General features: G+C 67.7%; 30 protein-coding genes. 12 read left to right on the forward strand and 18 right to left on the reverse strand.

The genetic code is table 11. The annotated features are described in order from the left end of the window. Positions 1-60: 60 nt before the first annotated feature. Entirely contained in the window at positions 61-1080 is a 1020-nt protein-coding gene (locus ACWEVR_RS10835) for an aldo/keto reductase (protein ID WP_452466739.1), read from the reverse strand. 108 nt (positions 1081-1188) lie between these two features. Between ACWEVR_RS10835 and ACWEVR_RS10840 the strand changes: the two genes are divergently transcribed. Continuing rightward, positions 1189-1773, forward strand: a complete 585-nt coding sequence (locus tag ACWEVR_RS10840) for a TetR/AcrR family transcriptional regulator (RefSeq protein WP_452466740.1) — start codon at positions 1189-1191, stop codon at positions 1771-1773. 83 nt (positions 1774-1856) lie between these two features. Here the strand turns inward: ACWEVR_RS10840 and ACWEVR_RS10845 are convergent, their stop codons facing one another. Then, a complete protein-coding gene (locus ACWEVR_RS10845) occupies positions 1857-2588 on the reverse strand; it encodes an SCO6745 family protein (RefSeq protein ID WP_452466741.1) in 732 nt (243 codons plus the stop codon). 141 nt (positions 2589-2729) lie between these two features. On the opposite strand from ACWEVR_RS10845, the gene ACWEVR_RS10850 reads away from it, so the two are divergent. The 5 genes from ACWEVR_RS10850 (at position 2730) to ACWEVR_RS10870 (ending at position 5555) form a co-directional block, all read left to right on the forward strand. Continuing rightward, on the forward strand, positions 2730-3308 hold the full coding sequence (locus tag ACWEVR_RS10850) for a dihydrofolate reductase family protein (protein WP_452466742.1): 579 nt from the start codon (positions 2730-2732) through the stop codon (positions 3306-3308). A 112-nt stretch (positions 3309-3420) separates the two neighbouring features. Continuing rightward, the gene (locus ACWEVR_RS10855; RefSeq protein WP_452466743.1) at positions 3421-3681 is read left to right on the forward strand and encodes a hypothetical protein; all 261 of its coding nucleotides are present in this window, start codon (positions 3421-3423) and stop codon (positions 3679-3681) included. Then, positions 3678-4352 carry a HemK2/MTQ2 family protein methyltransferase gene (locus tag ACWEVR_RS10860; RefSeq protein WP_452466744.1) on the forward strand — a complete coding sequence of 225 codons (675 nt, stop codon included), beginning with the start codon at positions 3678-3680 and terminating at the stop codon, positions 4350-4352. The genes ACWEVR_RS10855 and ACWEVR_RS10860 overlap by 4 nt, the downstream gene beginning before the upstream one ends. A 76-nt stretch (positions 4353-4428) precedes the next feature. Further along, a complete protein-coding gene (locus ACWEVR_RS10865; RefSeq protein ID WP_439264816.1) occupies positions 4429-4548 on the forward strand; it encodes a CDGSH iron-sulfur domain-containing protein in 120 nt (39 codons plus the stop codon). Further along, positions 4548-5555: an iron-containing redox enzyme family protein gene (locus tag ACWEVR_RS10870; protein ID WP_452466745.1), complete on the forward strand. Its 1008-nt coding sequence runs from the start codon at positions 4548-4550 to the stop codon at positions 5553-5555. The genes ACWEVR_RS10865 and ACWEVR_RS10870 overlap by 1 nt, the downstream gene beginning before the upstream one ends. Here ACWEVR_RS10870 and ACWEVR_RS10875 read toward each other — a convergent pair. The 5 genes from ACWEVR_RS10875 to ACWEVR_RS10895 form a co-directional block, all read right to left on the reverse strand. After that, positions 5521-5958 carry an ATP-binding protein gene (locus ACWEVR_RS10875; RefSeq protein ID WP_452466746.1) on the reverse strand — a complete coding sequence of 146 codons (438 nt, stop codon included), beginning with the start codon at positions 5956-5958 and terminating at the stop codon, positions 5521-5523. The two genes, ACWEVR_RS10870 and ACWEVR_RS10875, sit on opposite strands and share 35 nt — an antisense overlap. Positions 5959-6032: 74 nt before the next feature. Beyond that, positions 6033-6449 (reverse strand): STAS domain-containing protein, encoded by a 417-nt coding sequence (locus tag ACWEVR_RS10880; RefSeq protein WP_084456895.1) that lies wholly within the window; start codon positions 6447-6449, stop codon positions 6033-6035. A gap of 136 nt (positions 6450-6585) precedes the next feature. Continuing rightward, the gene (locus tag ACWEVR_RS10885; protein WP_452466747.1) at positions 6586-7422 is read right to left on the reverse strand and encodes an RNA polymerase sigma factor SigF; all 837 of its coding nucleotides are present in this window, start codon (positions 7420-7422) and stop codon (positions 6586-6588) included. A gap of 92 nt (positions 7423-7514) precedes the next feature. Further along, positions 7515-7952 carry an anti-sigma factor gene (locus tag ACWEVR_RS10890; RefSeq protein ID WP_452466748.1) on the reverse strand — a complete coding sequence of 146 codons (438 nt, stop codon included), beginning with the start codon at positions 7950-7952 and terminating at the stop codon, positions 7515-7517. 54 nt (positions 7953-8006) lie between these two features. After that, positions 8007-8705: a PAS and ANTAR domain-containing protein gene (locus ACWEVR_RS10895; RefSeq protein WP_452466749.1), complete on the reverse strand. Its 699-nt coding sequence runs from the start codon at positions 8703-8705 to the stop codon at positions 8007-8009. Positions 8706-9140: 435 nt separating this feature from the next. Between ACWEVR_RS10895 and ACWEVR_RS10900 the strand changes: the two genes are divergently transcribed. Further along, entirely contained in the window at positions 9141-10604 is a 1464-nt protein-coding gene (locus tag ACWEVR_RS10900; RefSeq protein ID WP_452466750.1) for an aminotransferase class I/II-fold pyridoxal phosphate-dependent enzyme, read from the forward strand. Positions 10605-10629: 25 nt separating this feature from the next. Then, positions 10630-11247 carry a flavodoxin family protein gene (locus tag ACWEVR_RS10905; RefSeq protein ID WP_452466751.1) on the forward strand — a complete coding sequence of 206 codons (618 nt, stop codon included), beginning with the start codon at positions 10630-10632 and terminating at the stop codon, positions 11245-11247. 23 nt (positions 11248-11270) lie between these two features. Here the strand turns inward: ACWEVR_RS10905 and ACWEVR_RS10910 are convergent, their stop codons facing one another. Continuing rightward, positions 11271-12110 (reverse strand): glucose 1-dehydrogenase, encoded by an 840-nt coding sequence (locus ACWEVR_RS10910; protein WP_067638540.1) that lies wholly within the window; start codon positions 12108-12110, stop codon positions 11271-11273. 69 nt (positions 12111-12179) lie between these two features. Next, the gene (locus ACWEVR_RS10915) at positions 12180-12482 is read right to left on the reverse strand and encodes a hypothetical protein (protein WP_067638542.1); all 303 of its coding nucleotides are present in this window, start codon (positions 12480-12482) and stop codon (positions 12180-12182) included. A gap of 155 nt (positions 12483-12637) precedes the next feature. On the opposite strand from ACWEVR_RS10915, the gene ACWEVR_RS10920 reads away from it, so the two are divergent. Continuing rightward, positions 12638-14788, forward strand: coding sequence for a catalase (locus ACWEVR_RS10920; RefSeq protein WP_452466752.1), 2151 nt, complete (start codon positions 12638-12640; stop codon positions 14786-14788). 43 nt (positions 14789-14831) lie between these two features. On the opposite strand, the gene ACWEVR_RS10925 is transcribed toward ACWEVR_RS10920, so the two are convergent. Next, a complete protein-coding gene (locus tag ACWEVR_RS10925) occupies positions 14832-15179 on the reverse strand; it encodes a DUF6766 family protein (RefSeq protein ID WP_452466753.1) in 348 nt (115 codons plus the stop codon). Between the two features lie 118 nt (positions 15180-15297). Between ACWEVR_RS10925 and ACWEVR_RS10930 the strand changes: the two genes are divergently transcribed. Beyond that, a complete protein-coding gene (locus ACWEVR_RS10930) occupies positions 15298-15915 on the forward strand; it encodes a LysE family translocator (protein WP_452466754.1) in 618 nt (205 codons plus the stop codon). Between the two features lie 9 nt (positions 15916-15924). Here ACWEVR_RS10930 and ACWEVR_RS10935 read toward each other — a convergent pair whose 3' ends face one another. Genes ACWEVR_RS10935 through ACWEVR_RS10950 form a run of 4 tightly spaced genes read right to left on the reverse strand, consistent with a single transcriptional unit; the run spans position 15925 to position 20370 of the window. Then, positions 15925-16458 (reverse strand): DUF4334 domain-containing protein, encoded by a 534-nt coding sequence (locus ACWEVR_RS10935; RefSeq protein WP_452466755.1) that lies wholly within the window; start codon positions 16456-16458, stop codon positions 15925-15927. Between the two features lie 11 nt (positions 16459-16469). After that, positions 16470-18134: a GMC oxidoreductase gene (locus ACWEVR_RS10940; protein WP_067638552.1), complete on the reverse strand. Its 1665-nt coding sequence runs from the start codon at positions 18132-18134 to the stop codon at positions 16470-16472. Next, entirely contained in the window at positions 18131-19579 is a 1449-nt protein-coding gene (locus tag ACWEVR_RS10945) for a flavin-containing monooxygenase (protein ID WP_452466756.1), read from the reverse strand. The genes ACWEVR_RS10940 and ACWEVR_RS10945 overlap by 4 nt, the downstream gene beginning before the upstream one ends. Continuing rightward, positions 19576-20370 carry an alpha/beta fold hydrolase gene (locus ACWEVR_RS10950; RefSeq protein ID WP_452466757.1) on the reverse strand — a complete coding sequence of 265 codons (795 nt, stop codon included), beginning with the start codon at positions 20368-20370 and terminating at the stop codon, positions 19576-19578. The genes ACWEVR_RS10945 and ACWEVR_RS10950 overlap by 4 nt, the downstream gene beginning before the upstream one ends. Positions 20371-20522: 152 nt before the next feature. On the opposite strand from ACWEVR_RS10950, the gene ACWEVR_RS10955 reads away from it, so the two are divergent. After that, the gene (locus ACWEVR_RS10955; RefSeq protein WP_452466758.1) at positions 20523-21188 is read left to right on the forward strand and encodes a TetR/AcrR family transcriptional regulator; all 666 of its coding nucleotides are present in this window, start codon (positions 20523-20525) and stop codon (positions 21186-21188) included. Here ACWEVR_RS10955 and ACWEVR_RS10960 read toward each other — a convergent pair. The 3 genes from ACWEVR_RS10960 to ACWEVR_RS10970 are packed head-to-tail and all read right to left on the reverse strand — an operon-like array spanning position 21177 to position 23417. Beyond that, a complete protein-coding gene (locus ACWEVR_RS10960) occupies positions 21177-21830 on the reverse strand; it encodes a TetR/AcrR family transcriptional regulator (RefSeq protein WP_181697180.1) in 654 nt (217 codons plus the stop codon). The two genes, ACWEVR_RS10955 and ACWEVR_RS10960, sit on opposite strands and share 12 nt — an antisense overlap. Before the next feature lie 31 nt (positions 21831-21861). Next, positions 21862-22950 (reverse strand): NAD(P)-dependent alcohol dehydrogenase, encoded by a 1089-nt coding sequence (locus ACWEVR_RS10965; RefSeq protein WP_452466759.1) that lies wholly within the window; start codon positions 22948-22950, stop codon positions 21862-21864. Continuing rightward, positions 22950-23417: a DUF4334 domain-containing protein gene (locus tag ACWEVR_RS10970; protein WP_067489764.1), complete on the reverse strand. Its 468-nt coding sequence runs from the start codon at positions 23415-23417 to the stop codon at positions 22950-22952. Before ACWEVR_RS10970 ends, ACWEVR_RS10965 begins: the two co-directional genes overlap by 1 nt. A 93-nt stretch (positions 23418-23510) precedes the next feature. Between ACWEVR_RS10970 and ACWEVR_RS10975 the strand changes: the two genes are divergently transcribed. Next, positions 23511-24062, forward strand: coding sequence for a TetR family transcriptional regulator (locus tag ACWEVR_RS10975; RefSeq protein ID WP_067489761.1), 552 nt, complete (start codon positions 23511-23513; stop codon positions 24060-24062). Here the strand turns inward: ACWEVR_RS10975 and ACWEVR_RS10980 are convergent. Beyond that, on the reverse strand, positions 24059-24700 hold the full coding sequence (locus tag ACWEVR_RS10980; protein WP_452466760.1) for a TetR family transcriptional regulator: 642 nt from the start codon (positions 24698-24700) through the stop codon (positions 24059-24061). The genes ACWEVR_RS10975 and ACWEVR_RS10980 overlap by 4 nt on opposite strands. Positions 24701-24713 lie beyond the last annotated feature (13 nt).

A 24713-nucleotide genomic window follows, 5' to 3' on the forward strand; every position in this document is an offset into this window, starting at 1 on the left:
ACTGTCCGCCGCTGTCTGTCGGAACCTCCATTTCGCGACCGGGCGACGCCGAGCGGGTAGTCATCGACGCCGCAGAGTGGCGTCGAGGATCGACGGTGGCGTGTCGTACTTCTCCTCGGCCGCGAGATCGACTCCCGGAGAAACGATTTCGTCGATCTCGTCGAGGACTTCGGCCGACAGGACGGTATCGGCGGCGGCGAGCTGCGAATGCAGATGCGCCATGGTTCGCGGGCCGATGATCGCGCTGGTCACGGCACGGTGGGCGGTGACGAATCCGAGCGCCAGTTGAATCATCGTCAACCCGGCCTCGTCGGCGACCGTCGCCAGCCGCTCGACAGCCTCGAGTTTGGCCCGGTTGGCGGGCACATCGAGATCGAAACGATGGGGCATGAATCCGGAACGGCTGGTGGTGATCTCGCGGCCCGCGCGGATGGCGCCCGACAACCAGCCCGAGGCCAGCGGGCTCCAGGCGAGCACACCGAGGCCGTATTCCTCGGTCACCGGAAGCACATGGGATTCGATGCCGCGTTGCAGGATCGAATAGCAGGGTTGTTCGGTGACGTAGCGGCTCAGGTGATGCTCACGGGCCGACCATTGCGCCTGCACGATGCGGTAGGCGGGGAAGGTCGATGAACCGAAATAGCGGATCTTCCCGGCCCGCTGCAGGTCGGTGAGTGCCGAGAGCGTCTCCTCGTCACTGGTGTTCGGATCCCAGCGGTGGATTTGATAGAGGTCCACGTGATCGACGTCGAGGCGGCGCAGGCTGTCTTCCAGCGCGGTCACCAGCCAGCGGCGTGAGCTTCCCCGCCGGTTGGGGTCCTCGCCCATCGGTAGATAGGCCTTGGTGGCGATGACCAGGTCGTCGCGGCGACCGGCGATGGCCTTACCGACCATTTCCTCGGATTGGCCGTCGCTGTAGGCGTCGGCGGTGTCGATCAGATTGATCCCGGCCTCGATCGCGGCATCGACGATCGCGGTGGCCTCGTCCTGGCCGGTGTTGCCGATCCGGCCGAAGTTCATTGCGCCGAGCGCCAGGGTGCTGACCTGCACGCCGGTGCGGCCCAAGGTGCGGTACTGCATAGGTTTTCCTCTCCCGGAGGTATCCTGCATGAAACGGAACGTTGTTCCGATAACCAACATACGGAACAGTGTTCCGTTTTTCAAGCGATCCGATGGAGGGAACGCCACGTGGCAGCCAGGGACCCCGGAACGGCGAAGACGCCGCGCAAACGCGCCGATGCCGAGCGGAACGAAAGAACCCTCCTCGACGCGGCCGCCGCGACCTTCGTCGCCTCCGGAGTAGACGCCCCGGTTCGCGAGATCGCCGCGGCGGCCGGTGTCGGCGTCGGCACGATCTATCGGCATTTCCCGACCCGAGCCGACCTCATCGTCGCGGTCTATCGACATCAGGTCGAGGCCTGCGCACAGGCCGCACCGCAGCTGCTGGCCAGCACCGAACCCTATGAGGCGCTGACCAGGTGGATCGACCTGTTCACCGACTTCCTGGTCACCAAGCACGGTCTCGCCGCGGCACTGCAGTCCGACGACCCGACCTTCCAGGCCCTGCACGCCAACTTCCTCGACCGGCTGCTGCCCGCGTGCGGCGAGTTGCTCGATGCCGCCGCGGCGGCCGGTGAGATCCGCACCGACATCGACCCCTACCTGTTGCTGCGTGGCATCGGCAATGTGTGCATCGGTGCGGAGAGCGACCAGCGCTATGACGCGCGGCGCGTCGTCGAACTCCTCGTCGCCGGATTACGCCTGCACCGGTGAACCCCGATTTACGGGCGGCCGCGAGACACGACAAAGCCCGTGTGGGCCGCCGGATTCGGCGCCCCACACAGGCTTCGAAAAAACTAGCGCGACAACGCGACTCGGTGCGCCATACCCATCAGGGTGGCCAGTTCGGCACTCTCGGCCTCGGTGAGGACTGCGAAGAACGGGGAAACCAGTTCGTCGGTGAGTTTCTCGGCCGCCGCCCAGCGCTGCCGCATGTCCTCGGTGATCGGTTCGAAGGGTTCGGTCCAGCCGAGCCGCTGCGCATGGGTGGGACCGTCGGCGATCGGGGAACCGGCGATGAGCACGGCCTGCAGCGGAGTGAGGCCCTGGGCGAGGACGGCGACCAGATGCAGACCGCCCCGCAGCTCACGCAGGATGTGGGTGAGCTGCAGGACCGCCGCGCGACTGTCGTCGGGCAGTGACATGGCCCGCCAGCCCGCGAACAGGGGAACGGCGGTGGGCTCGGCCGCGTCGGCGACCTTGCCGAGCAGTTCCGCGAGGCGTTCGGGTCGATCGAAGCCGGCGAGTTTCCGGCGGCCGAATTCGTGGCACGCGGCGAGATAGCCGGTGGCCGCTTCGGCGGCGGGCAGGGGAACGGATTTCCATGCGGCACGGATACATTCGGGTTCGAAGAAGCCGAACGCGCCGACCACGACGTCGGCGTCGACCTCGCCGAGCACTCCCCCTCGGCCGCGCGTGTAGGGGCCGTGGAATCCGGGCACCCCGACGTCGGTCCCGAACTGCCGCGCTTCGCGCGACATCATGAACGCCCCACCGAGTTCGAGGACCTGTTGTTTGACTGCCGACATGATCTGACACCTTCCGCTGTTTCTGCGATCGCAGCAGACTTTAGTTGACAATAGTCAGAGAGGGAAGGGGTTTCGCGCGATGAGTTCGGCGTCCGGCTGCCGTCTGCACTGATAAAGCCGACGCGACCCGAGGAGCCCACCGTGAGCGCCACCTATACCTTCGACGTGTTCTCCACCCTGGACGGCTTCGCCTCCACCAGCGGCGACTGGGGCGGATACTGGGGCAAACAGGGCCCCGAACTGCTCGACCACCGCCTCGACCTCTACCGCGACGAGCAGCGGATGATCTTCGGCGCCAACACCTATCGTGAGTTCACCGAACTGGTGGCCGGGGCGTCGGAAAACCCGGAGATCTTCGACCCGTGGGTCGTCCGGATGATGAACATGCCGCTGACCGTGGTGTCGAGCACGCTGCGCGAACCTCTCGACTGGCACGACGCGCACGTCGTCGCGGGCGACGCGGTGGACATCGTCGCCCGGCTCAAAGCCGAATCCGACATCCCACTGCGCTCGCACGGCAGCCTGTCGCTGAACCGGACGCTGATGGCAGCGGGCTTGGTCGACCGGGTGCAGGTGACAGTGTTCCCGGTGATCACCGGCAAGACCGGGCAGCAACCCATCTTCCGCAACGCCGCCGACTTCGACCTCGAACTGCTCGAGAGCCGCACCCTCGACGGCAACACCCAGGAACTTGTCTACGCGCCGACGCTGCACTCCTGAACGTTAGAGTTTCCCAGGGTGTGAGCAGGCCCTCAACGGTTGCTGATTGGTTCCCCGTCGACGGGGCATTCCGCTCTCAGGACTGTGTTGTCCCTGCGAAAGGATGCGCTCGATGAACCAGCCAGACCGCGATTTCCCGGATGAATCACGCACGATCAGGCCGCACGCGGGCGAATCTATCGAGGACACGAGGAACTGGCCCGGCCTGATCTTGATCGGGGTCGGGTTGGCGTTGCTCGGCATCACCCTCACCGCCGCCGGCTACGGATTCGGCGGTTGGGCGGTCATCGGCGGCCTGGCCTGCGTGGCGTGCCTGCTCGCGGGGACTGCGCTGGTCGTGGCCGAGCACCGGCGGGTGAAGGCGCAGAAATGATGATTCTCCGGGCGCCGGGTGTGTACCGACCCCAGGCCGATACATGGATGCTTGCCGATGCGCTGCGCGCGGTGCCCCACCTGCGCAACGGTCGGGTTCTCGAACTGTGCGCGGGCACCGGTGCCGTCACGTTGGCCGCGGCGAAAGCGGGGGCCGCGAGCGTGACGGCCGTCGATCTGTCGCGACGTGCGTTGGCCTCGACCTGGCTGAACTGCCGTTTGCGCGGTGTGGCCGTGCAGTTGCTGCACGGTGACTTCTCCGCCGCGGCGCGATTGCCGCGCTTCGACGTGGTGCTGGCGAACCCGCCGTACGTGCCCGCCGAACGCGAGGTGGGACGCGGCCGGGCGCTGGCCTGGGACGCGGGCCCCACCGGACGCAGCGTGCTCGACCGGTTGTGTGCGACCCTGCCCGATCTGCTCACCGACAACGGGGTCGGCCTGATCGTGCACTCGGCGATCAGCGACCCCGACCGCAGCCTGGACCAGTTGCGGGCGGGCGGTGCCGAGGCACAGGTGGTAGCGGTGGACAAGGTGCCGTTCGGACCGGTGCTGCGGTCGCGGGCGCGGCGGTTGGCGGCACGTGGACTGATCACGAAGGACCAGCGTGACGAGGAATTGGTGGTGATCCGTGTCGAACGAAACTGCTGCCCCGCCGTCGGGGAACCCGCCTGACCGCAGGCGGGTTGTCCTCACCGACGGGCCTGCCCTGATCGAAGGCCCGGTCGACCTGGTGACCCGTGAGGGAACGGTGCTGCACTGTGACCGTTTCCAGGTCGCGTTGTGCCTGTGCAAGCGCTCGGCCACCTACCCGCTGTGCGATACCAGCCACCGGCGCCGACGCCGGCGTACCAACGAAAGCAGCACCTGATGACCAGCACTGTCACCCTCGGGCGCGTCCTGCCCGCCCCCCGAGGCGAACTGTCGGCCGCCCTGGTCGAAACACTCACGCGCGCACCGGGTTCGGCTGTTCCGGCCGACCCCGGCACCGACCCCTACGGTGAGGACGCCGCACTGGCGTTGCACACGTGCTACGAACTTCACTACCAGGGCTTCGCCGGAGTAGACGAGGACTGGGAGTGGGATCCGGGGCTGTTGGGCCTGCGCCGAGGTCTCGAACAGCGCTTCCTCGCCGCCATGCGGGCCGAGGTGCCCGGCGGTGACGACGTGGACGCCGAACTCGACCGGTTGCTCGAGCCGTCGGCGCCCGGCGGGATCGCGGCTTACCTCGCCGAGCAGGGCACGCGCGAGCAGTTGCGCGAGTACTTCGTGCACCGCTCGATCTACCACCACATCGAGGCCGACCCCTACGCCTGGGTGATCCCCCGCCTGCGTGGGCAGGCGAAAGCCGCGCTGGTCGCTGTCGAATTCGACGAATACGGCAGCGGCCACGGCGACCGTGTACACGCGCGCCTCTACGCGGATCTGCTCGCGGGTGCCGGTCTGGAACCCGGCTACCTGCACTATCTCGACGAGGTGCCCGCTCCCATGCTGGTTCTGGTGAACATGATGTCGCTATTCGGTCTGCACCGTGGTCTGCGCGCCGCGTCGGTCGGCCATTTCGCGGCCAACGAGATCACCTCCTCACCGGCGTCGGCTCGCCTGGCGGAGCTGGCCCGCACCCTGCTCCCCCACCCCGCCTGTATCGGCTTCTACACCGAGCACGTCGAAGCCGACGCCGTGCACGAACAGGTGATGCGGCGCGACGTCATCGCCGAATTGCTGCGCACCGAACCCGATTCGGCCGCGAGCATCGTTTTCGGGATCCAGGCCACCGACCTGCTCGAGGACCGGTTCGCCGATCAGGTGCTCGAGTGCTGGCGCGCCGGGCGCGGTTCACTGCTCAGTGAACTGCAGGGACCCGCCGTACCCGGGTGAAGGTGATCGTCACCGGGAACCCGTCGAGCTCACCGCGATCACGGTCCGAACCGGTGCTCAGATGATCGGTGATGCTGTGTAGCACGTTCCAGCCGAAGGCGTTCTCGTCGACCGGGTCGGGCTCCACGCACAGTGCCTGCACGGCGATCCGCAGGCGGAAACCGTCGGCGTTGACATCGCAGTGCAGGCGGGTGCCGGGTACGGCGGCGAAGATCAGGCTGGTCGCCGCCTCGTCGACCGCGACCCGGATATCGGCGATTTCGTCGGGCGTGAAGCCGGCCAGGTGGGCGGCCGTTTCGGCGACCGCCCGCACCATGACCAGTTGTCCGAGGTCGGCGTCGATCCGCAGGTGGGTCGAGGTCGCGTGGGCCGAATCCGCGACGGTCCGCTCGCTCGAAGCCACGACGTAGCCTCCTCACCGATATCGGGTGGTTCCGGGTGGGTCGATCCCACTGCGCCTACCCGCCGGTCGGCCGATCAAACATCCACGGGGTGTTCGGAGGCGTCGTCGACGCAGCTGTAGTGACGGAACAGGGGGCGCACGCCCGCCAGCTCCAAGGCGCGTTCCACCTCCAGGCTACCGATGAGCAGCCGCAGCTCGACCCCATGCTGCCAGGCGTTGGCTTTGGCGGGTCCGAGCAATGCGGCCAGCCGGATACTGAGGAAATCGGTGCCACGCAGGTCGAGCACCACCACTTGGGCGCCAGAACGCACCGCACGGTCGAGCAGGGCACAGAATTGCGGCTGCCTTGCCGCGTCCAGTTCACTTCCCGCCCGCAACACCCAGCAGCCTTGTCTGCCGGGATCGACGCGGAGCAGGGCTTCGTCGTGCGCCGCGGAGCCGCGGTACCAACGCAACCTGCTCGAGCGTCGCGGGTCCGTGACGACAGACATAGAACCTCCTGGACGACAGGGGATTCCGGATTTTCATGCCACCGCCCAACCGACGTTCCGGATGTGGATAGCACGAATACCGGGGTCGGCTGGAAGTCTCAACCTAAGGCAATTCTGGCACGCGGGGCCGCTGGTGTCACGGCAGAGGTGTCGGCTCCGTGAGTGCCTGCTCGCGCAGCGAGGTCAAGGTGCGCGACAGGATGCGCGAGACCTGCATCTGGGACACACCGAGGTGTTCGGCGATCTGGTTCTGGGTCTTGCACTCGAAGAACCGCATGATCAGCACGTCGCGCTCTTCTTCGGGCAGGGCCGCGATCAGCGGGCGCACCGCCATCGCATCCTCGGTGAGCTCGTAGCAGTGTTCCTCGGCGCCGAGGGTCTCGGTGATCGGCTGCGAGGAGTTGTCGCGGTCGTCCTGGGTGACCCCGTCGATGGAGTTGGTCTGGTAGCCGTTGCCCGCGACCAGCGCGCGGGTGACCTCGACCAGGTCGACCTCGAGTTCGTCGGCGAGTTCGCGGGCGTTGGGCACGCGGCCGAGTCGCTGCGACAGTTCCTCGGTGGCCGGACCGATCCGCAGCTGGATCTCCTTGAGCCTGCGCGGGACGCGCACAGCCCAGGTGTGGTCGCGGAAATGCCTGCGCACCTCGCCCATGATGGTCGGGATCGCGAAGGAGAGGAACGAGGAGCCGCGGCTGACGTCGTACCGGTCGACAGCGAGCACGAGCCCTACGCGTGCGGTCTGTTCGAGGTCGTCGAAGAGTTCACCGCGCCCGGCGAATTTGCGGGCGATGTGGTCTGCCAAGGGAAGGCACAGCCTGATCACCTCTTCGCGGAGAGGTTCACGCTGGGGGTCGTTCGCGGAAAGTGCCTGCAGCTTCTCGAACCATGGCTCGATGTTGTCGTAGCTGTCACCTTTCGAGTGGGAGCGTCGGACAGTCGAGTCGTTGGCTGTAGTCGCTTGAGCAGTCGTCATCACATGTGCCTCCGATTCCGTGGGGTCGGATGCTTCTGGATTACCCGATCTGTATGCGGATTAAGCCTACGCTTTCGGTCCCTGTCTCCGCATCATCCACCGTTCGGCCCGTGCGAACGGCGGATCCAGCCGAATTCCACGGTGGTCGGATAGCCGTTGCGGGCCGCGTCGAACGGGCCGTATTCGGTGCGCAGCGCGTCGGTGAGGGTGGCGACGACATGCCAGCCGAAGGCGTCCTCATCGATCGCTTCGTCGGTGCGCGCCACGGTCGAGACCCGTGCTCCGAGTGCCCCGCCGCCACCGGTGAACGCGCAATCGATCAAGGCCTCCGGTGCGGCGGCTAGGACGAGGGCGGTCACCACCTCGTCGAGCGCCAGCAGCAGATCAGTGACCTCGTCGAGCGCGAAACCGCCTACCAGCAGGACTGTTTCGGCCAGCGCGTGGACCATGGTGAGCTGCTCGAGCTCCGCCGGTACCTGAAACCCGACCGTTGTCGACCGGGGCGCGGTCTCGCGATCCTCCGCTCGCATGCCGCCTCCCTGTGTTGCCTGTCGTGGTCGCAGGTTACCCGACCGTGACGTCGTCTAGTCCGTGCCCTTCTCGTGCTGCTCGGCCCGTTCGTGGACGGTGAGCAGCAGATGATCGAAGCGGGTGCGCAGAGCGCCGGACACATCGGTGAGCGAACCGAGTTCGGCGACCAGGCGCCCGGCCAGCGCACGGAGCTTGGTGTTGGTTTCCTGTGAGCGCCAGGTGAGTACGTCGAACGCTTTCTCGGCGCTGATTCCGTAGACGAGCATCACCGCGCCCTTGGCCTGTTCGATCACGGCGCGCGACGCGTAGAGGCTCGGCAGTTCGTCGTCGAGGGTTTCCTTGCGCCGCCGCTCGAGGGTGTCGGTGACATCGATGTAGTAGCCGGTGGTGCCGATGACGGTTCCGTGGTCGTCGACCATCTGATCGGCCACGACGATCACGTCGTGCACGACGCCGGTGGTGTCGAGGATGCGGTGGGTGCTGCAGAACGGTTCGCCCTCGGTGACCGACTTCTCGATCATGGTGGCGACGTGGGCGCGGTCGTCGGGGTGCTTGTGCGACAACAACAGTGCGGTCGTGGGGTGGACGGTGCCCGGCTCATATCCGTGGATGCGGGCGACCTCGTCGGACCATTCCCAGCGCTGGTCGGCGAACCAGAACTTGAATCCGCCCGCGTCCTGCGCCCTGCCCTCGCCGAGCACGCGCCGCAGTGACTGCGCGCCGCCGGTCGGAAGACCCTCACTCTGCTTCATCACTGAAGTATCTCGCGACCGGGACACGTGGACGCGCTCAGTGCCCGATCGCGTCCGCTCACCCGGCGCGGCGCTCAACACGATGCCGCCGCGCCCGGTTCGGGCAGTGGTTCGCCCGGTGTGGGAATCGGGGGAAACGGGTCGGGAACATCCGGCGGTGGTGGTTGCCCTGGGCCCGGTCCGGGTGGTGGGTCTCCAGGCAGCGGATGGCCCGGCTCCGGTGGCGGTGGTGGCCGACCGGGATCCGGCGGCGGCGCCGGGTCCGGGGTGGGCGGAATCGGGTCTCGCGGTTCGGGAATCGGCGGGCTGGTCCACCTCGGGGTGGTCATCGCAGCCTCCTCACAGGTCGGAAACGGCGGTCGTCGGGCAGGTACCCCGTGTGGGAGCAGCTACACACCGTCGTTTCGTCCGCAACCGATCGGCTATTACCTCGGCATGGACCACAGCACAGCCCCGCTCGTCGCCGCGGTCGCCGACTACCGCAACAAACACCGGTACGGGTTCACCCCGCCCGGGCACCGGCAGGGTCGCGGTGTGGACGACCGGGTGCTCGCGGCGCTCGGTGCGGACGCCTTCTCCGCCGACCTGCTGGCCAACGGCGGCCTCGACGACCGGCTTTCGCGCAACGGTTACCTCACCGAGGCCGAGGATCTGATGGCCGACGCCGTCGGCGCCGAGACCGCGTTCTTCTCCACCTGCGGCAGTTCGCTGTCGGTCAAGGCGGCGATGATGGCGGTGGCCGGTGGCAAGGACGGCGGCTTGCTGGTGGCACGCGACAGCCACAAGTCGATCGTCGCCGGCCTGGTCTTCTCCGGTGTCGAGCCGCATTGGATCAGCCCGCGCTGGGACGCCGAACGCCACTTCTCCCATCCGCCGTCACCGGAGCAGGTGGAACAAGCCTGGCAGGAGCACCCGGACGCGGCGGGCGCGGTGATCGTGTGCCCGAGCCCGTACGGCACCTGTGCGGATCTGCGTGGCATCACCGAGGTCTGCCACGCCCGCGGCAAACCGGTCATCGTCGACGAAGCGTGGGGCGCGCATCTGCCCTTTCATCCCGAATTGCCCACGTGGGCAATGGATGTGGGTGCCGACGTGTGCGTGGTGAGCGTGCACAAGATGGGCATGGGATTCGAACAGGGTTCGGTGTTCCATCTGCAGGGCGACCTCGTGGATCCGGGCCGGTTGCGACGGTGCGCCGATCTGCTGATGACGACCAGCCCGAACGTGCTGATCTACGCCGCGCTGGACGGATGGCGAAGGCAGATGGTCGAATTCGGGCACGACCTGCTCGGGCAGGCACTCGATCTGGCCAAACGCACCCGCGCCGAGATCGATCGGATCAGCGGCCTGACGGTGATGCACGACGAGCTGCTCGGGGTGGAGGCCTCCCACGACCTGGATCTGCTGCAAATCCTCGTCGATGTCTCCGAGACGGGTGCCACCGGGTACGAGGTGGCCGACTGGCTGCGCGAACACCACCATCTCGATGTGGGCCTCAGCGATCACCGGCGGGTCCTGGCGACGATGTCGACGGCCGACGACGACACCTCCGCCGAGGCCCTCATCGACGCGCTCGCGCTGTGGCGCCGAGCCGGTCTGGACCCCACACCACACCACATCACGCTGCCGTCCCCGCGGGATCTGCAGCTCGACTCGGTGATGCTGCCGCGTGACGCCTTCTTCGCGCCCACCGAGATGGTGCCCATCGACAAGGCGCCGGGCCGGATCGCCGCCGAACAGCTCACGCCGTACCCGCCGGGCATTCCCGCGATCGTGCCGGGTGAACGGATCGGTGACACGGTCGTGGAGTACCTGCGTTCCGGTGTCGAGGCGGGGATGAATGTGCCCGATGCCAGTGATCCGCAGTTGCACAACATCCGGGTTGTCCGCCAGTCCTGATCGTCGAGCGAGAGGAAGTGTTGTCGTGGCCGCCGAACAGTTGCGCGCAGTGGCGCTGGTCTGCACATTGAAGCCGTCGCCCGCCGAATCCAGCAGTCAGCTCATGGCCGACCAAGTGCTGGCCGAGCTGGCCGCCCACGATGTGGCCGGGTCGACGGTGCGTATCGCCGATTTCGAGGTGCGGCCGGGGGTGAGTGCCGACGAGGGCGAGGGCGACGAGTGGCCGCAGATCCGGCGCCGCATCATCGACGCCGACATCGTCCTGCTCGCGACGCCCACCTGGTTGGGTCATCTGTCCTCGGTGGCCCAGCGCGCGCTGGAACGTCTGGATGCCGAACTGTCCGATACCGACGACGCGGGCAGGCCCGTCATGCTGGGCAAGGTCGGGATCGCGGCCGTTGTCGGGAACGAGGACGGTGCGCACAAGATCGTGGCCGACACCTTCCAGGCTCTCGACGACATCGGATTCACCATTCCGGCCCAGGGCTGCACCTACTGGAACGGGGAGGCGATGGGCGGCACCGACTTCAAGGATCTGCCCGACACCCCGGAGGCGGTGCGCAAGACCACGGCCGCGATGGCGCGTAATGCCGCGCATCTGGCGCGGTTGTTGCGGGCGAACCAGTACCCGGCCTACCAGTGAGCCACCGGTAGGCCGGGTCGAGGTCAGAGAATCGGGCGTCCACCGGTGACGGCGATACGGGCACCGGAGATGTAGCTGCCGTCGTCGGCGGCGAGCAGCACATAGGCGGGAGCCAGTTCGGCGGGCTGACCGGCCCGCCCGAGCGGGGTGTCGTCACCGAACTTGCTCACCTTCTCCGTCGGGAACGTCGACGGGATCAGCGGTGTCCAGATCGGGCCGGGGGCCACGCTGTTGACCCGGATTCCCTTCTCCCCCAGCATCTGCGCCAGGCTGGCCGAGAAATTGGCGATGGCGGCCTTGGTGGCCGCATACGGCGCCAGCGTCGGGGAGGGCATGTCGGAGTTCACCGACGAACTGCCGATGATCGACGAACCGGGGCGCATATGGGGCAGCGCCGCCTTCACCAGGTGGAAGTAGGCACCGACATTGAGGGCGAAGGTGTAGGCGAATTCCTCGTCGCTGATCTCGGTGATGTCGTCGTGCGACATCTGGAAGGCGGCATTGCTCACCAGCACGTCGACTCGACCGAATTCCTCCACGGCCTTGTCGATGACCGCACGGCAGTGCGCGGCGTCGGAAAGGTCACCGGCCATCAGCACGGCACGGCGGCCGGCCTGGGTCACCAGGTCGGCCACTTCTTTCGCGTCGTCGTGTTCGTCGAGATAGGAAATGAGGACATCGGCGCCTTCACGGGCGTAGGCGATGGCGACCGCGCGTCCGATCCCGCTGTCGGCACCGGTGACGACAGCGGCTTTGCCCGTCAATTTGCCCGATCCCTGGTAACTGTTCTCCCCGCAATCGGGCACGGGGTCCATTTTCGATTGGATGCCGGGAACCTGCTGCTGCTGTTCGGGAAATCCCATGATCGAAGTCCTCCTCGCCGGGAACGGGGTCTCCGATCGGACTACCTCCCACCAGCAAAGGCAAACAGGTCAGTGCCCGCACGGGTCGCGTAATCGCAGCCCTTCGCGGGCTTTGATCCGGCGGTGTTCGGCGAGCACGATACCCACGCCGCCGAGCAGACACACTACGCACAGAATTCCGGCGATCACCGCCCAACCTTCGAATCCGTATCCGGCCGCGGTGAGGGTGAGTGCCAGCAACACGACGCCGAGGCCGATCAAGATCAGCCCGGGCCAGTTCCAAGCGTCTTCGATGGATTCGCCGACATGCGAGCGGGTAGTGCGTTCGGTGTCGGGAAATTTGTGATGATGAGGGAGAGCGGCATCGTTCATGGCCGGGCCGTCCTTTCGATGGGATCCGCTGGTCTGCGCGTACCCCTGATCCGACAGCCCAATCGTGTGGTTTGCCGACTCCTCGAGGCGGTATCCGCCAGTAGGTGTTCTCCCGATGCGAGCACGTCGATCCAGGACAGAAGGGTTGCGCATAGATGACAGAGCAGCAGCACATTCCCCCGGAGTTCACGCGCCCGCCGGTGCCGCCGGACGAAGACGGCGGGCAGTGCGAGCCGCCCGGCCCGAATCCGGATCAACAGGGCCCCGAGCTGCGCAGTCCCACCGGTGCACCCATTCCGGGTGAGGCGAATATCCGGGCTCAGCAGGGCGACGCGCTCACCACTCCGCAAGGGTTGCGTCAAGCCGATACCGATCATCAGCTCAAAGCCGGACCCCGTGGTCCGGTGTTGCTGCAGGATTTCCACCTGCGCGAGAAGATCACCCATTTCGATCACGAACGCATTCCGGAGCGGGCGGTGCACGCGCGTGGTGTCGGTGCGCACGGTGTCTTCGAGTCCAATGGTGCCGCCGCCTCGCTGACTCGGGCCAAATTCCTCGCTGCCGGCGCTCGCACACCGGTGTTCGTACGATTCTCCACGGTGCTCGGTTCGCGTGGTTCGGCCGACACCGTGCGCGATACGCGCGGTTTCGCGACGAAGTTCTACACCGAGGAAGGCGTGTACGACCTCGTCGGCAACAACATTCCGGTGTTCTTCATCCAGGAGGCGATCAAGTTTCCCGATGTGGTGCACGCGGCCAAACCGCATCCGGACCGGGAGATCCCGCAGGCGCAGTCCGCGCACGACACGTTCTGGGATTTCGTCTCCCTGCATACCGAGGCCACCGCGCACACCTTCTGGAATATGTCCGACCGTGCGTTGCCGCGGTCGCTGCGGATGATGGAGGGATTCGGTGTCCACACCTTCCGGTTGGTCGCCGCCGACGGTGCCACGAGCCTGGTGAAGTTCCATTGGAAGCCGCGCCTGGGTGTGCATTCGATGCTGTGGGAGGAAACGCAGCTCACCGCGGGATTCGATCCCGATTTCCATCGCCGCGATCTGGCGGATGCGATCGAGGCGGGGTATTTCCCGGAGTGGGATCTGGGTGTTCAGGTCTTTCCCGACACCCCCGAGCAGGTGTTCGAAGACATCGATCTGCTCGATCCGACCAAGCTCGTGCCGGAGGAATTGGTTCCGGTGCAGGTGATCGGCACCTTGCGGCTGACGGCGAATCCGGTGAATTTCTTCGCCGAGACCGAACAGGTGGCGTTCTGCCCGAGTCATCTGGTTCCCGGTATCGAGGTGACCGACGACCCGCTGTTGCAGGGCCGGTTGTTCTCCTACCTCGACACCCAGCTCAGCCGGCTCGGCGGACCGAATTTCGCGCAGCTGCCGATCAATACGCCTCACACCGCGGTCAACGACATGTTCCGCGACGGCATGCACCAGACCGCCGTGCACACCGGCCTGGCACCCTACAAACCGAATTCGCTCGACGGCGGGTGCCCGTACGCGGCGAGTTTCGCCGGTGAGGCCTATGTCGAATCGCCGACTCCGATTCCGCCGCCGCAGGCGAAGCTGCGCACCTCGGCGAACACCGACAAAGCGCAGGTGTCGTTTGCCGATCACTTCTCGCAGCCGCGCATGTTCTATCGCAGCCTCACCCACGGTGAGCAGCACCGCCTGGCCGATGCCTTCGCGTTCGAACTGGGTAAGTGCACATCGGTGACGATTCGCGAACGCGCGGTGCAGATGCTGGTCAACGTGGACGAACAGCTGGCCGGGTATGTGGCCAATCAGCTCGGTGTCGATGTGCCCGCGCCGACGGCGAACACCGTCGAGCTGGCGCCGAGTCCGGCGCTGTCGCAGAAGCGCGGTGCGTTCCCTGTCGACGGACGAACCGTGGCGGTACTGGTGGACGAGACCAGTTCCGGTGGAGCGGTGCAGCAGGTGTGCGCCGATCTGGAACAGGCCAAGGTGCGGCCGTTGCTGGTCGCCGCGCACGGTGGCGAAGTGGAGGGCCGCAAGGTCGACCGCACGTTCGCCACGATGCGCTCGATCGAGTTCGACGCGTTGCTCGCGTTGGGCGCGCCGATCGATCCGCGGGTGGATGTGCTGGTCAACGAGATGTGGCGGCACGGGAAGGCGATCGCGGCGGTCGGTGCGGCGGCGAGTCTGCTGCAGCGCAACGGTGTCGATGCCGACGCGCCGGGTGTGACCGTGGCCGAGGCGCCGCAGACCGTGACACAGGTGGTCACCGACCTGGCTGAGCACCGCGCGTGGGATCGGATCGAACCGCGCGGATGAGCCTGTCGCGCCCGGTCCGCACCACGGGCCGGGCGCGCCGGTGTCAGTCTCCTGGCACCTCGCTCTGCCGCTCGGGCGGGACCAGATAGGCGCGCAGATCGTCGATCTTGGATTCGATCCGTTCGGCGTTCTCGGCATCGACCCGGAAAATCCAGTGCTTGGCCCCGAGCAGCAGTACGGCCTGGAAGACCAGCTGGAACCATTCGCTCTGCCAGTTCTCGAAGGTGCTGGCCAGGAACTCCGGCCAATACCCCGACCACTGGAAGGGTTGGCCCTGCTGTTGCTGAGTGTTGCGATACTCGATGAGCTGGAACACGAACTGCGCGCCCCACGAGCCGATGAACAGCAACATCAGCAGGTAGACAGCTCCCCAGCGACGAAAATGTGCCATGAACGGCAGATACCCGGCAAACCGGTGGCGACACAACCGGGCCGTCCGCCCGCAGGGCGTGGTTCCCGATGCACGCCGATCTGTGCCGTCGCGGAGGGCGCGCTGTTAGGTTCGGATGATGGTGCCGATCCCCCACGCGATCGCCTTCGCCGGTGCGGCGTTGCTCATCATCGTGATCCCCGGCCCGAATGTGCTGTTCGCGATCGGGCGCGCGCTGACGCTGGGGCGCAGGCAGGCACTGCTGTCGGTCCTCGGCTCGGTCGCCGGTTCGGTCATCCCCTTGGCCGTGGTCGCTCTCGGACTCGGCGCTGTGCTGATGACCTCGACGATCCTGTTCACGGCGGTCAAGGTGATCGGCGCGCTCTATCTGATCTACCTGGGTATCACGGCGATCCGTGACCGCAAGAAGCTGGTGCTCACCGCGAGCACCGACGGCGGTGGCCGGTCGATGCGGCAAGGTTTCATCGTCGGCGCCACCAACCCGAAGACAGCGGTGTTCTTCGGCGCGGTCCTGCCGCAGTTCACCGCCACCGACGCCGGACCGCTGCCGGTGCAGATGCTGATTCTCGGCGCGATCTTCCTCCTCATCCAGCTGACCTGCGACGGCGTGTGGGCCGTCGTCGCGGCGACCGCGCGGGGATGGTTCGCGCGGTCGCCGCGCCGGCTCGAGGCGGTGGGCGGTGTCGGTGGAGCGATGGTCGTCGGTGTCGGGGCCGGTGTCGCGCTCGCGCGCTGACCTGTGCGGTCAGTCGCGGGTGAGGATGAAGAAGTACGGGTCCGGGAGGCGGCGGTAGTCCATGATGCCCAGGACCGTGGTGGGGTCGACGCGGCGGAAGGTGTCGATGATCGGCAGATGGTCGTAGACCATCGCGGTGGTGACGGTGCCCCGATGGTTGATCTCCCGCAGGCGGGCCCGAGGCCGGGCGGTGCGCAGCGTCGGTGCCAGCAGGTCCAGGCGTCGGCGGGTCTGCTCCACGAGGGCGGTGGGGATCTTGTCGACCAGTCCCAGGGGGATGCGTTTCGGGTCGACCGGGAAGATGTCGCCCTTGGGGGTCGCGAACAGCAGCGGGTGAACGTCGTCTGGGCCGTCGAATTGTTTGCCGTACCAACCGGAGGCAGCGAGCAGGCCGTCGAGCCGGTGGCCGGTGGCCAGTTCGCGGCCGTGCCAACGGCCGGTGAGCTCGGTGGGCGCGACGGGTGGGAGGCTGTCGAACAGGGCGAGCGCGTCGTCGCGGCGGCAGGCGGGTTCGAGTGCTGCCAGACGGTCGGCGGCGGACATGGGGGCTCCTCTCAGACGGGCAGGCGCAGGGCGCCGGGGGCGTCCGCGGGGACGGCCGGGCGGCGTGGCGCGACGGGGGTGATGCGCCGGTAGGCGGCCCCGAGTTCGGGGCGTGGGTCGGGCTCACCTTTGTTGGGCCAGAACGCCATGGCGCGTTCGGCCTGGGCGGTGATGGTCAGTGACGGGTTCACACCGAGGTTGGCGGTGATGGCGCTGCCGTCGGCGATGTGCAGCCCCGGGTACCCGTACACACGCTGGTAGGGGTCGATGACACCGGTGTCGCGGGAATCGCCGATGGTGCAGCCGCCGATGTAGTGGGCGGTGGCGGGGATGTTGAAGATGTCGGTGGCGATATTGCCCGTGATGGCGTCGGATTTGTCGGCGTAACGGCGGGCGATGTCGTGGGCGAGCGGGATCCACTCCGGATTGGGTTCTCCCGCACCCTGTTTGGTGACCAGTCGTCGCCCCTTCAGATAAGAGGTGAGCGAATTGTCCAGCGATTGCATCACCAGCAGGATCACCGATCGCTCCGACGCGCCGCGCGCGTTCTGCGAGCGCAGGAACTGCACCGGATGCAGCAGCATGGTCAGCAGCAGTCGCAGGAACCGGAACGCCCCGCCGTCGACCATCGGCACCGTCTGCACGAACAGCGCGTTCTGCCCCTTGCCGTAGGTGCAGACCTCCACGTGGGTCTGTGGTTCGGGGTGGATCGAGGACGTGATGGCCACGCCCTGGGCGAAGTCGCGGCGGGTCTTGCTGGTGACGCCGATGATCGCCTCGGAATTGCTGCGCGTCAATTCGCCGACACGCGAAGACAATTCGGGCAGGGTGCCGTTACGGCGCAGGGTGTGCAGCAGCTTCTGGGTGCCGAGCGCGGCGGCCGCGAACACCACCTGTTCGGCGGTGAAGGTGCGGCGGTCCTTGCGCAGCAGGCCGTTGGAGCGCACGGTCTCCACCCGGTATCCGCCTGCGCCGTCGGGGGTCACCGAGGTGACCGTCGTCAGCGGATGCACCTGCGCGCCCTGGCTTTCGGCCAGGTGCAGGTAGTTCAGGGTGGTGGTGTTCTTGGCGTTGTGTTTGCAGCCGGTGAAGCATTCCGAGCAGTGGATGCAGCCCGCGCGGCGCGGTCCGGCGCCACCGAAGTAGGGGTCCTCCACCTCGACCCCTTCGGCGCCTTCGTTGAAGAACACGCCCACGTGGGTGCGGTGGAAGGTGTCGGCCACACCGAGGTCGGTGGCGACTTGCAGCAGCACGTCGTCCTTGGGCCCCAGCTTCGGGTTCTCGACCACGCCGAGCATCCGTTTGGCCTGGTCGTAGTAGGGGGCGAGTTCGGATTTCCAGTCGGTGATGTGTGACCAGGCGCGGTCGCGGTAGAACTCGGGCAGCGGCTCGTAGAGGGTGTTGCCGTAGATGAGCGAACCACCGCCCACACCGGAACCGCTGAACACCAGGCACTTGCCGAGCGCGCTGATGCGCTGCGGCCCGGTCAGCCCGAGACGCGGTGCCCAAATCGCTTTGGGCACATTCCAGTTCGTCTTCGGGTAGTCCTCGGCGTTCCAGCGGCGCCCGGATTCGAGCACACCCACCCGGTAGCCCTTCTCGGTCAGGCGAAGGGCGGTCACGCTGCCGCCGAATCCGGAGCCGACGACGATCACGTCGTAGTCGTAGCTGGTCATGGAACCATCACCTCGTAGTCGGCGGGATCGAACCGCGCCTGTTTGCGGTATTGGACTCCCAGCAGGGGCCAGTTGGTGGTGATGCGGCCGTCGGCCTGGCGGTACCAGGACGAACACCGGCTCCACACACTGTCTGCCAGGAGTTCCTGAATGCGGGCGTCGTAGGCCTTCTCCACCTCGGGACGCACGGCGAGGGGCCGACCGGTCGCCGCGAGATGGGCGACGTAGCGGCCGAGGTATTCGGCCTGTGCCTCGAGGAAGTAGATGATCGAGCCGCCACCGGTGTTGGTGTTGGGCCCGTACATGATGAACAGATTCGGGAATCGGGGCACGGTGACGCCGTAGTAGGCGCGCGCTCCCGCCTGCCATTCCTGGCCGAGCGTGCGGCCGCCCGCTCCGGTGATCGTCATGGGCGCCAGGAACTCGGTGGTCTTGAAACCGGTCCCCCAGATGATGACGTCCACCGCGTGCTCACGTCCGTCGACGGTGCGGACACCGGTGGGCGTGATCTCGCTGATCGTCTGGGTGCACAGTTCCACGTTCGGCTCGGCGAGCGCGGGAAGGTAGTTGTCGGAGAACAGGATTCGTTTACAGCCGACGTCGTAGTCGGGCCATACCTTCTCGAACAGTCCCGGGACCGCCTTGGTCTGGCGGCGCATGTGCCACTTCGACCAGGCCCGGATGGCACGGGCCAGGGGCCGGGCGTAGACCCAGGCCAGGCTGAGCCCTTCGACGACGCCGTACCAGGTGCCGCGTTCGGCCAGCTCGGTGGCGGGCACCTTCTCGAACATCCGGTGGTGCAGGCGCCCGAATTCACGGTCCGGACGCGGAATGATGTAGGGCGCGGTGCGCTGGAAGACAGTCAGATTGCCCACCCGCGGCTGGATCTCGGGGACGAATTGGATCGCACTGGCACCGGTACCGATCACCGCGACCCGTTTGCCGGTGAGGTCCACGTCGTGGTTCCACTGCGCGGAGTGGAAACTGCTGCCCGCGAAGGTTTCCCGTCCCGGAATGTCGGGCAGGGCCGGGCGCGAGAGCTGCCCGACAGCGGAGACCACGACGTCGACGACCACGGTCTCGCCGCCGGCCAGTGACACCGTCCACTTGCCGGTCGCGTCGTCGTAGACGGCGCCGAGCACCTCGGTGCCCAGGCGCAGGTGGCGGCGCACATCGTAGGTGTCCACGATCCCGCGGATGTAGTCGAGGATCGCTGGTTGCCGCGAGAACCGGTGCGGCCAGCGCGGATTGGGTGCGAAGGAGAACGAGTAGAACGGCGAGGGCACGTCACAGGCAGCACCGGGATAGGTGTTGTCGCGCCAGACCCCACCCACCTCGTCGGCCTTCTCGAACACGACGATGTCGTCGAAGCCCCGCTTCTTCAGTTCGATGACGGCGGCCAGGCCGCCGAAACCGCTGCCGATGACCGCGATGGACGGTGTCATGCGTTCCTCTCGAGGATCAGACGCGCGCAGTCACGCGGCGCGTCGCTGAACGGCAGGTGCCCGCAGCCGGGCAGGTCGACGTGCCGGGCGAACGGCAGCACGGTGCGGGCGCGGGCGCTCTGGGTGCGGTGCACGAGGACGACGTCGCGGGTGCCCCAGGCGATCGTCACCGGGATGTCGGTGAGCGCGCCGAAGTCCTGGTCCGGTGTCAGCACGTAGTTGTCGAAGTCGTCGCGGGCGGCGGTGAACGCGCTCGCCCCGGCGATTCCGGCCAGGTCGAGGCGCGCGGCGGCCGGGGTGACCAGGGCCGGGCGGCCGAACATGGCCGAGAGCAGCAGCACCCGTCCCGCCCGGTTGTCCATCGATCGAGCCAGGACCGGGCCCGCTGCCCGCGCGGCGCCGCGCATGCCGGTGAGCAGCGTCTTGGTCCATCGCAGTCCGGCGCGGTCGTAGAAACCGATCGGGGAGAACGCGGTGACCGCCGAGGCGATACCGGTGCGACCGAGTTCCAGCGCGATCCCGCCACCCATCGAACTGCCCACCAGGTGGGGGCGCTCGATCTCGTTGTCGGACAACCACTGCGCGAGCCACGTCGCGTACCCGCGTGGTCCAGGTTCCACCCCGCGAACGAGTGGGGACTCGCCGAAGCCGGGCAGGTCGAGCGCGATCACCTCGTGGTCGGCGGCCAGCGCGTCGATGATCGGGGCGAATACCTGCCATCGGCTGCCGAGACCGTGAACCAGCACGATCGGTGCGCCGGTTCCGCGGCGGTGGTGGGAGATCTGCGTCATCGCAGCCCTTCGTGCAGGAAACAGTTACTGCGTACGGTTTCTTGATTTCACCAGCCCGGGGCTCCCTCGTCAATAGCGAGTTATGGCCGGGTGTGCCGGAGACCGCGCTCACAGTATCGCGCAACTATTCGGCAGGGCGTACGATTTCTTGCGTGACCGAGCAACGCCCCCGCCGCACCCAGGCGCAGCGCCGCGCCTCGACCCGGGCCCGCATTCTGGCCTGTACCGCCGAGTGCCTGCTCGAAAGCGGCTACGCGGCAACGACGGTGAGCGCCGTGCAGGAACGCGCCGGATTGGCGCGCGGCACCGTGCAGCACCACTTCCCCACCCGTGCCGAGCTGCTCGTCGCGGCCACCACCCAGGTGGTCGACCAGCGGCTCGAGCAGTTCCGCCGCGAGGCCGAGCTGCTCCCGCCGGGACGCGACCGGCTGCAGTCGGTGGTCGATCTGGCCTGGCGCGACCTGAACAGCCCGGCCTTCTTCACCGCCCTCGACCTGTGGGTGGCCGCGCGCACCGACGCCGAACTGCGCGACCGGCTCGTGCACGAGGAACAGCGGGTGTTCACCGAGATGCGCAGGCTCTACCTGGAGGTGCTCGGCGAGCCCTATGCCGCCGACCCGCGCGCGGAGCTGCTGGTGGAGTTCACCATCGACCTGCTCACCGGCCTGTCGATGACGGCCATGCTCACCGGCACCCTCGGCGAACGCGAGGCCGTGGTCCGTCGCTGGAAACGCGCACTCGCGGTGCTGGTCGGTCAGCTGCCAAGCGAGGAACTGCTCGACGGGAGCCCGTTGCCGCTCACCGCGTCAGCGGGCTGAGCCCTTGGTGTCGCGGTTGACGACACCCACCGACGACAGCCCGTGCCAGCACAGCGTCACGGTCATCTCGACGGCCTCGTGCTTGGGGATCGGGCGGCCCGCGTCGAGCCAGTGCCGTGCGGTGGAGTGACTGGCGCCCACGAGGCTGAACGCGCAGGCGAAGGCGCGCACGTCGTCCATGCCCGCGGCGCGCAGCTCGGCGCTGACCAGGACCGCACAGGTGTTCATGGCGTCACGCACCCGCCACTGCACGCACGGTTCGCTCGGCACCGGTGATTCGAAGACCAGCGTGTGCCCGCCCGCGTCCTCGTCGACGAAATCGAAGTAGGCGCCGACCGCGCGGCGCACCTTCTGTTCGCCCTTGGTGCCTGCCAGCGCGTTGCGCACACCTTCGACCATGCGGTCGAGGTAGCGCTGCAGGACCGCCAGGTAGAGGTCGAGTTTGCTCGCGTAGTGGGTGTAGAGGACCGGTTTGCTCATGCCCGCGCGGCTGCCGATGTCTTCCATGCTCGTGCCGTGGTAACCGTAGGCGACGAACACGTCACGGGCGGCGTCGAGCACCACCTGGCGCCGTTGGGCACGGGCGGCGTCCACACTCGCTGCGGGTTCGGTCGCGAGGTCTTCGCTGTGGAGAATCGTCATGCGTTGTCCTCGGTCTCGCGGGTCGGGCCGTTCACCATGTCAGCACCGGCTTGATGACCTTACCGGTGCGCTGATCGTGCACAGCGGCGGCAATGTCGGAAGCGGGGTAGCGGCTGACGAGCCGATCGACCGGGAAGCGGCCCTGCGCGTGCAGGTCCAGCAGGTGGGGAATGAAGGTGGCGGCGACGCTGTCGCCTTCGAGGCAGCCGCGAATCGTCTTGCCCTGCAAGACGATCTCGCCGACATCGATGGGCGGGGCACCGCGGCCGAGACCGACGGCGACCACGGTGGCGCCGATGCCGAGGGCGGCGACCGCGTCGCCGAGCACGGCCGGTATTCCCGTGGTGTCCACCGCGTGGGTCGCGCCGCCGCCGGTGAGCTCACGCACCCGTGCCGCCGTCGCTTCCCCGGCCGGGTCGACGGCGGCGCGGGCACCGAGCTCGAGGGCGAGTTCCCTGCGCGAGGAGGATGTTTCGACGACGACCACCTCGACGTCGGGCACCGTGCGTGCGGCGAGCAGGGCGGCCATGCCGACCGCGCCCGCGCCGTAGACGACGAGGCGGGCGCCGGGTTCGGGGCGAAGCACATTGAGGACCGCGCCGGCTCCGGTCTGGAATCCACATCCGAACGGTGCGGCCAGCGCCGGGTCGATCGCCGGGTCGACGACCACGGTGTTGTCCTCGCTGCTCAGCGCGTAGCCGGCCAGACTGGACTGCCCGAAGAACCCGGACAGCACCGGTGCCCCGTCGACCAGTACCCGAGGGGTGTCGTCGGCGCGGCGCCCGAAGTTGTTCAGCGTGGTCGCGTGCAGGCAGTAGGCGGGTCGGCCCGCGCCGCAGTTGGCGCAGTCGCCGCAGTGGCGAAAAGTGAGCACGACGTGGTCTCCCGGCCGGGCGGCGCGCACTCCCGGCCCGACGGCCTCCACCACCCCGGCACCTTCGTGCCCGAGCAGGATCGGCCGGTCCGCCGCACCGGCGCGGCGGGTGGCCAGGTCGGTGTGGCAGATGCCGGTGGCGGCCATCCGGACCAGGATCTCCCCGGCGCGCGGCTCATCGATCTCGACCGTCTCGACGGAGAAGTCCGCCGCCGGATCACGCGACAGCACCGCCGTGGTGCGCATCAGCTGTCCCGTTCCAGCAGGAAGTAGAAGTACTGCCCGCCCGCCAGGACCAGTTCGGGGCGGCCGTTCATGATGCCCATCAGAGTGTTGTCGTCGAGCCATTTGAAGTGGTCGAACACCGGACGCCCGTCGTAGACCATCGTGGCGGTGACCTCACCGCGGAACTCGATGTTCCACAGCGTCGCCTCACCCTGCCCCATCTCGACATTGGAGAACAGGGTGCCGTCCTCGGCGCGGCAGATCAGTGGCTTGGCGTCGTCGAGGGCCAGGAAGGTCTTGCCGTACCAGCGGCTGGCGGGCAGAGCTTTGCACAGCCGGTGACCGGTCTGGAAGGCGTCGCCGCGCCACTGCCCGAGGATGTCCTCGGCGCGCGCCGGGCGTAGCCGCGTCCAGATCTCGTCGAGTTCGGCGGTGGACACACCCTCGTTCTGTGCCCGGAGTTGTTGCCAGCGTGGCTGTTCGGCCATGGGTGTCCTCGTCTCGCGGTTACCCGAACCAGGTGGTTCGGGATTGACCATAGTTCCGAACCAGATGGTTCGGCAAGGGGTAACATCCAGCGCATGCGAGCGGCAGGTGAGGCAACCAGGGAGCGAATTCTCGCCGCGGCCAAGGCGGAATTCGCCGAGTTCGGCATCGCGGGGGCGCGGATCAATCGGATCGCCGAGGCCGCGCATGCCAGCAAGGACCGCCTCTACGCCTATTTCCCCGGCAAGAAGGATCTCTACGCCGCCGTCACCGAACGCTGGGCCAGCGAAGCCTCCGCCCGCACGGCCATGCGCGCCGAGGATCTGCCCGGGTACGTCGGACGCCTCTTCGATCATTTCCTCGCCAATCCCGACGATGCCCGCCTGCAGGCCTGGGCCGATCTGGAACCGGCCGAGGAGGAGGTGGCGCGCGCGTTGCGCGAGATGGTGGCGAGCAAGCTGGCCGAGTTGCGGCGCGGGCAGCGCGAGGGGCTGGTGACCCCCGATATCCCGGCGGCGTTGCTGCTGCGCATGCTCACCGACCTGGCCCGCACCACCGCCGTCCATGCCGCTCAGGCCGGTGGTGAGCATGTCGCGACCCAGCGCGCGGCGACCGTGCTCGCGGCCGCGCGCATGGTCGCCCCCTAGCCGCCGGGGACGGTTTCGACCTGCAGCAATTGCCGGGCGATCAGGTCGGTGAGATGAGCTCGGGTGGTCTCGAATTCCCCGCGCAACCAGGCCGCGACGAGCTCGAGCGTGCCGCTGACCACCGTGTAGGCGGCCATGTCGGTGTCCAGCGGCGTCGACATCGGCGAGGGGTGCAGTTCGCGGCTGACCGCGGCCATGGCGCGGGCGATGGCGTGCTGGGTGGCGAGCCGGGCCCGCTGGAGGGCTTCGGTGCTGTGGGCGTTGAGCAGCAGCGCGTGGCGGCGTGGGTCGTCGAGCAGGAAGCCCAGCGCGGCATCGGCGGCGGCATGGACCTGGCTGCGGACGTCGGGTTCGGCCGCGTGGGTGGCAGCGACGACGGCGGCGATGCCCTCGGCGGTGAGCTCTTCGACGAGAGTGGTGAGCACGGCGTCGCGATCGGCGAACTGTTCGTAGAAGTAGCGGTCGTTGAGCTTGGCCCGAGCACAGACCGCGCGTTTGGTGACGGCGGCGGCACCGTCGGCGGCGAGCAGGTCGAGGGCGGCGTCGAGCAGGGCCGCGCGCCGGCGTGCGCGGCGTTCGTCGGCCGCCACTCCCCCGTAGGCGCGGGGGGACGTCGCGGTGTCCTCGCTCTTGACCATGACCCCATTGTGG

This window comes from Nocardia sp. NPDC003979 (assembly GCF_053605015.1).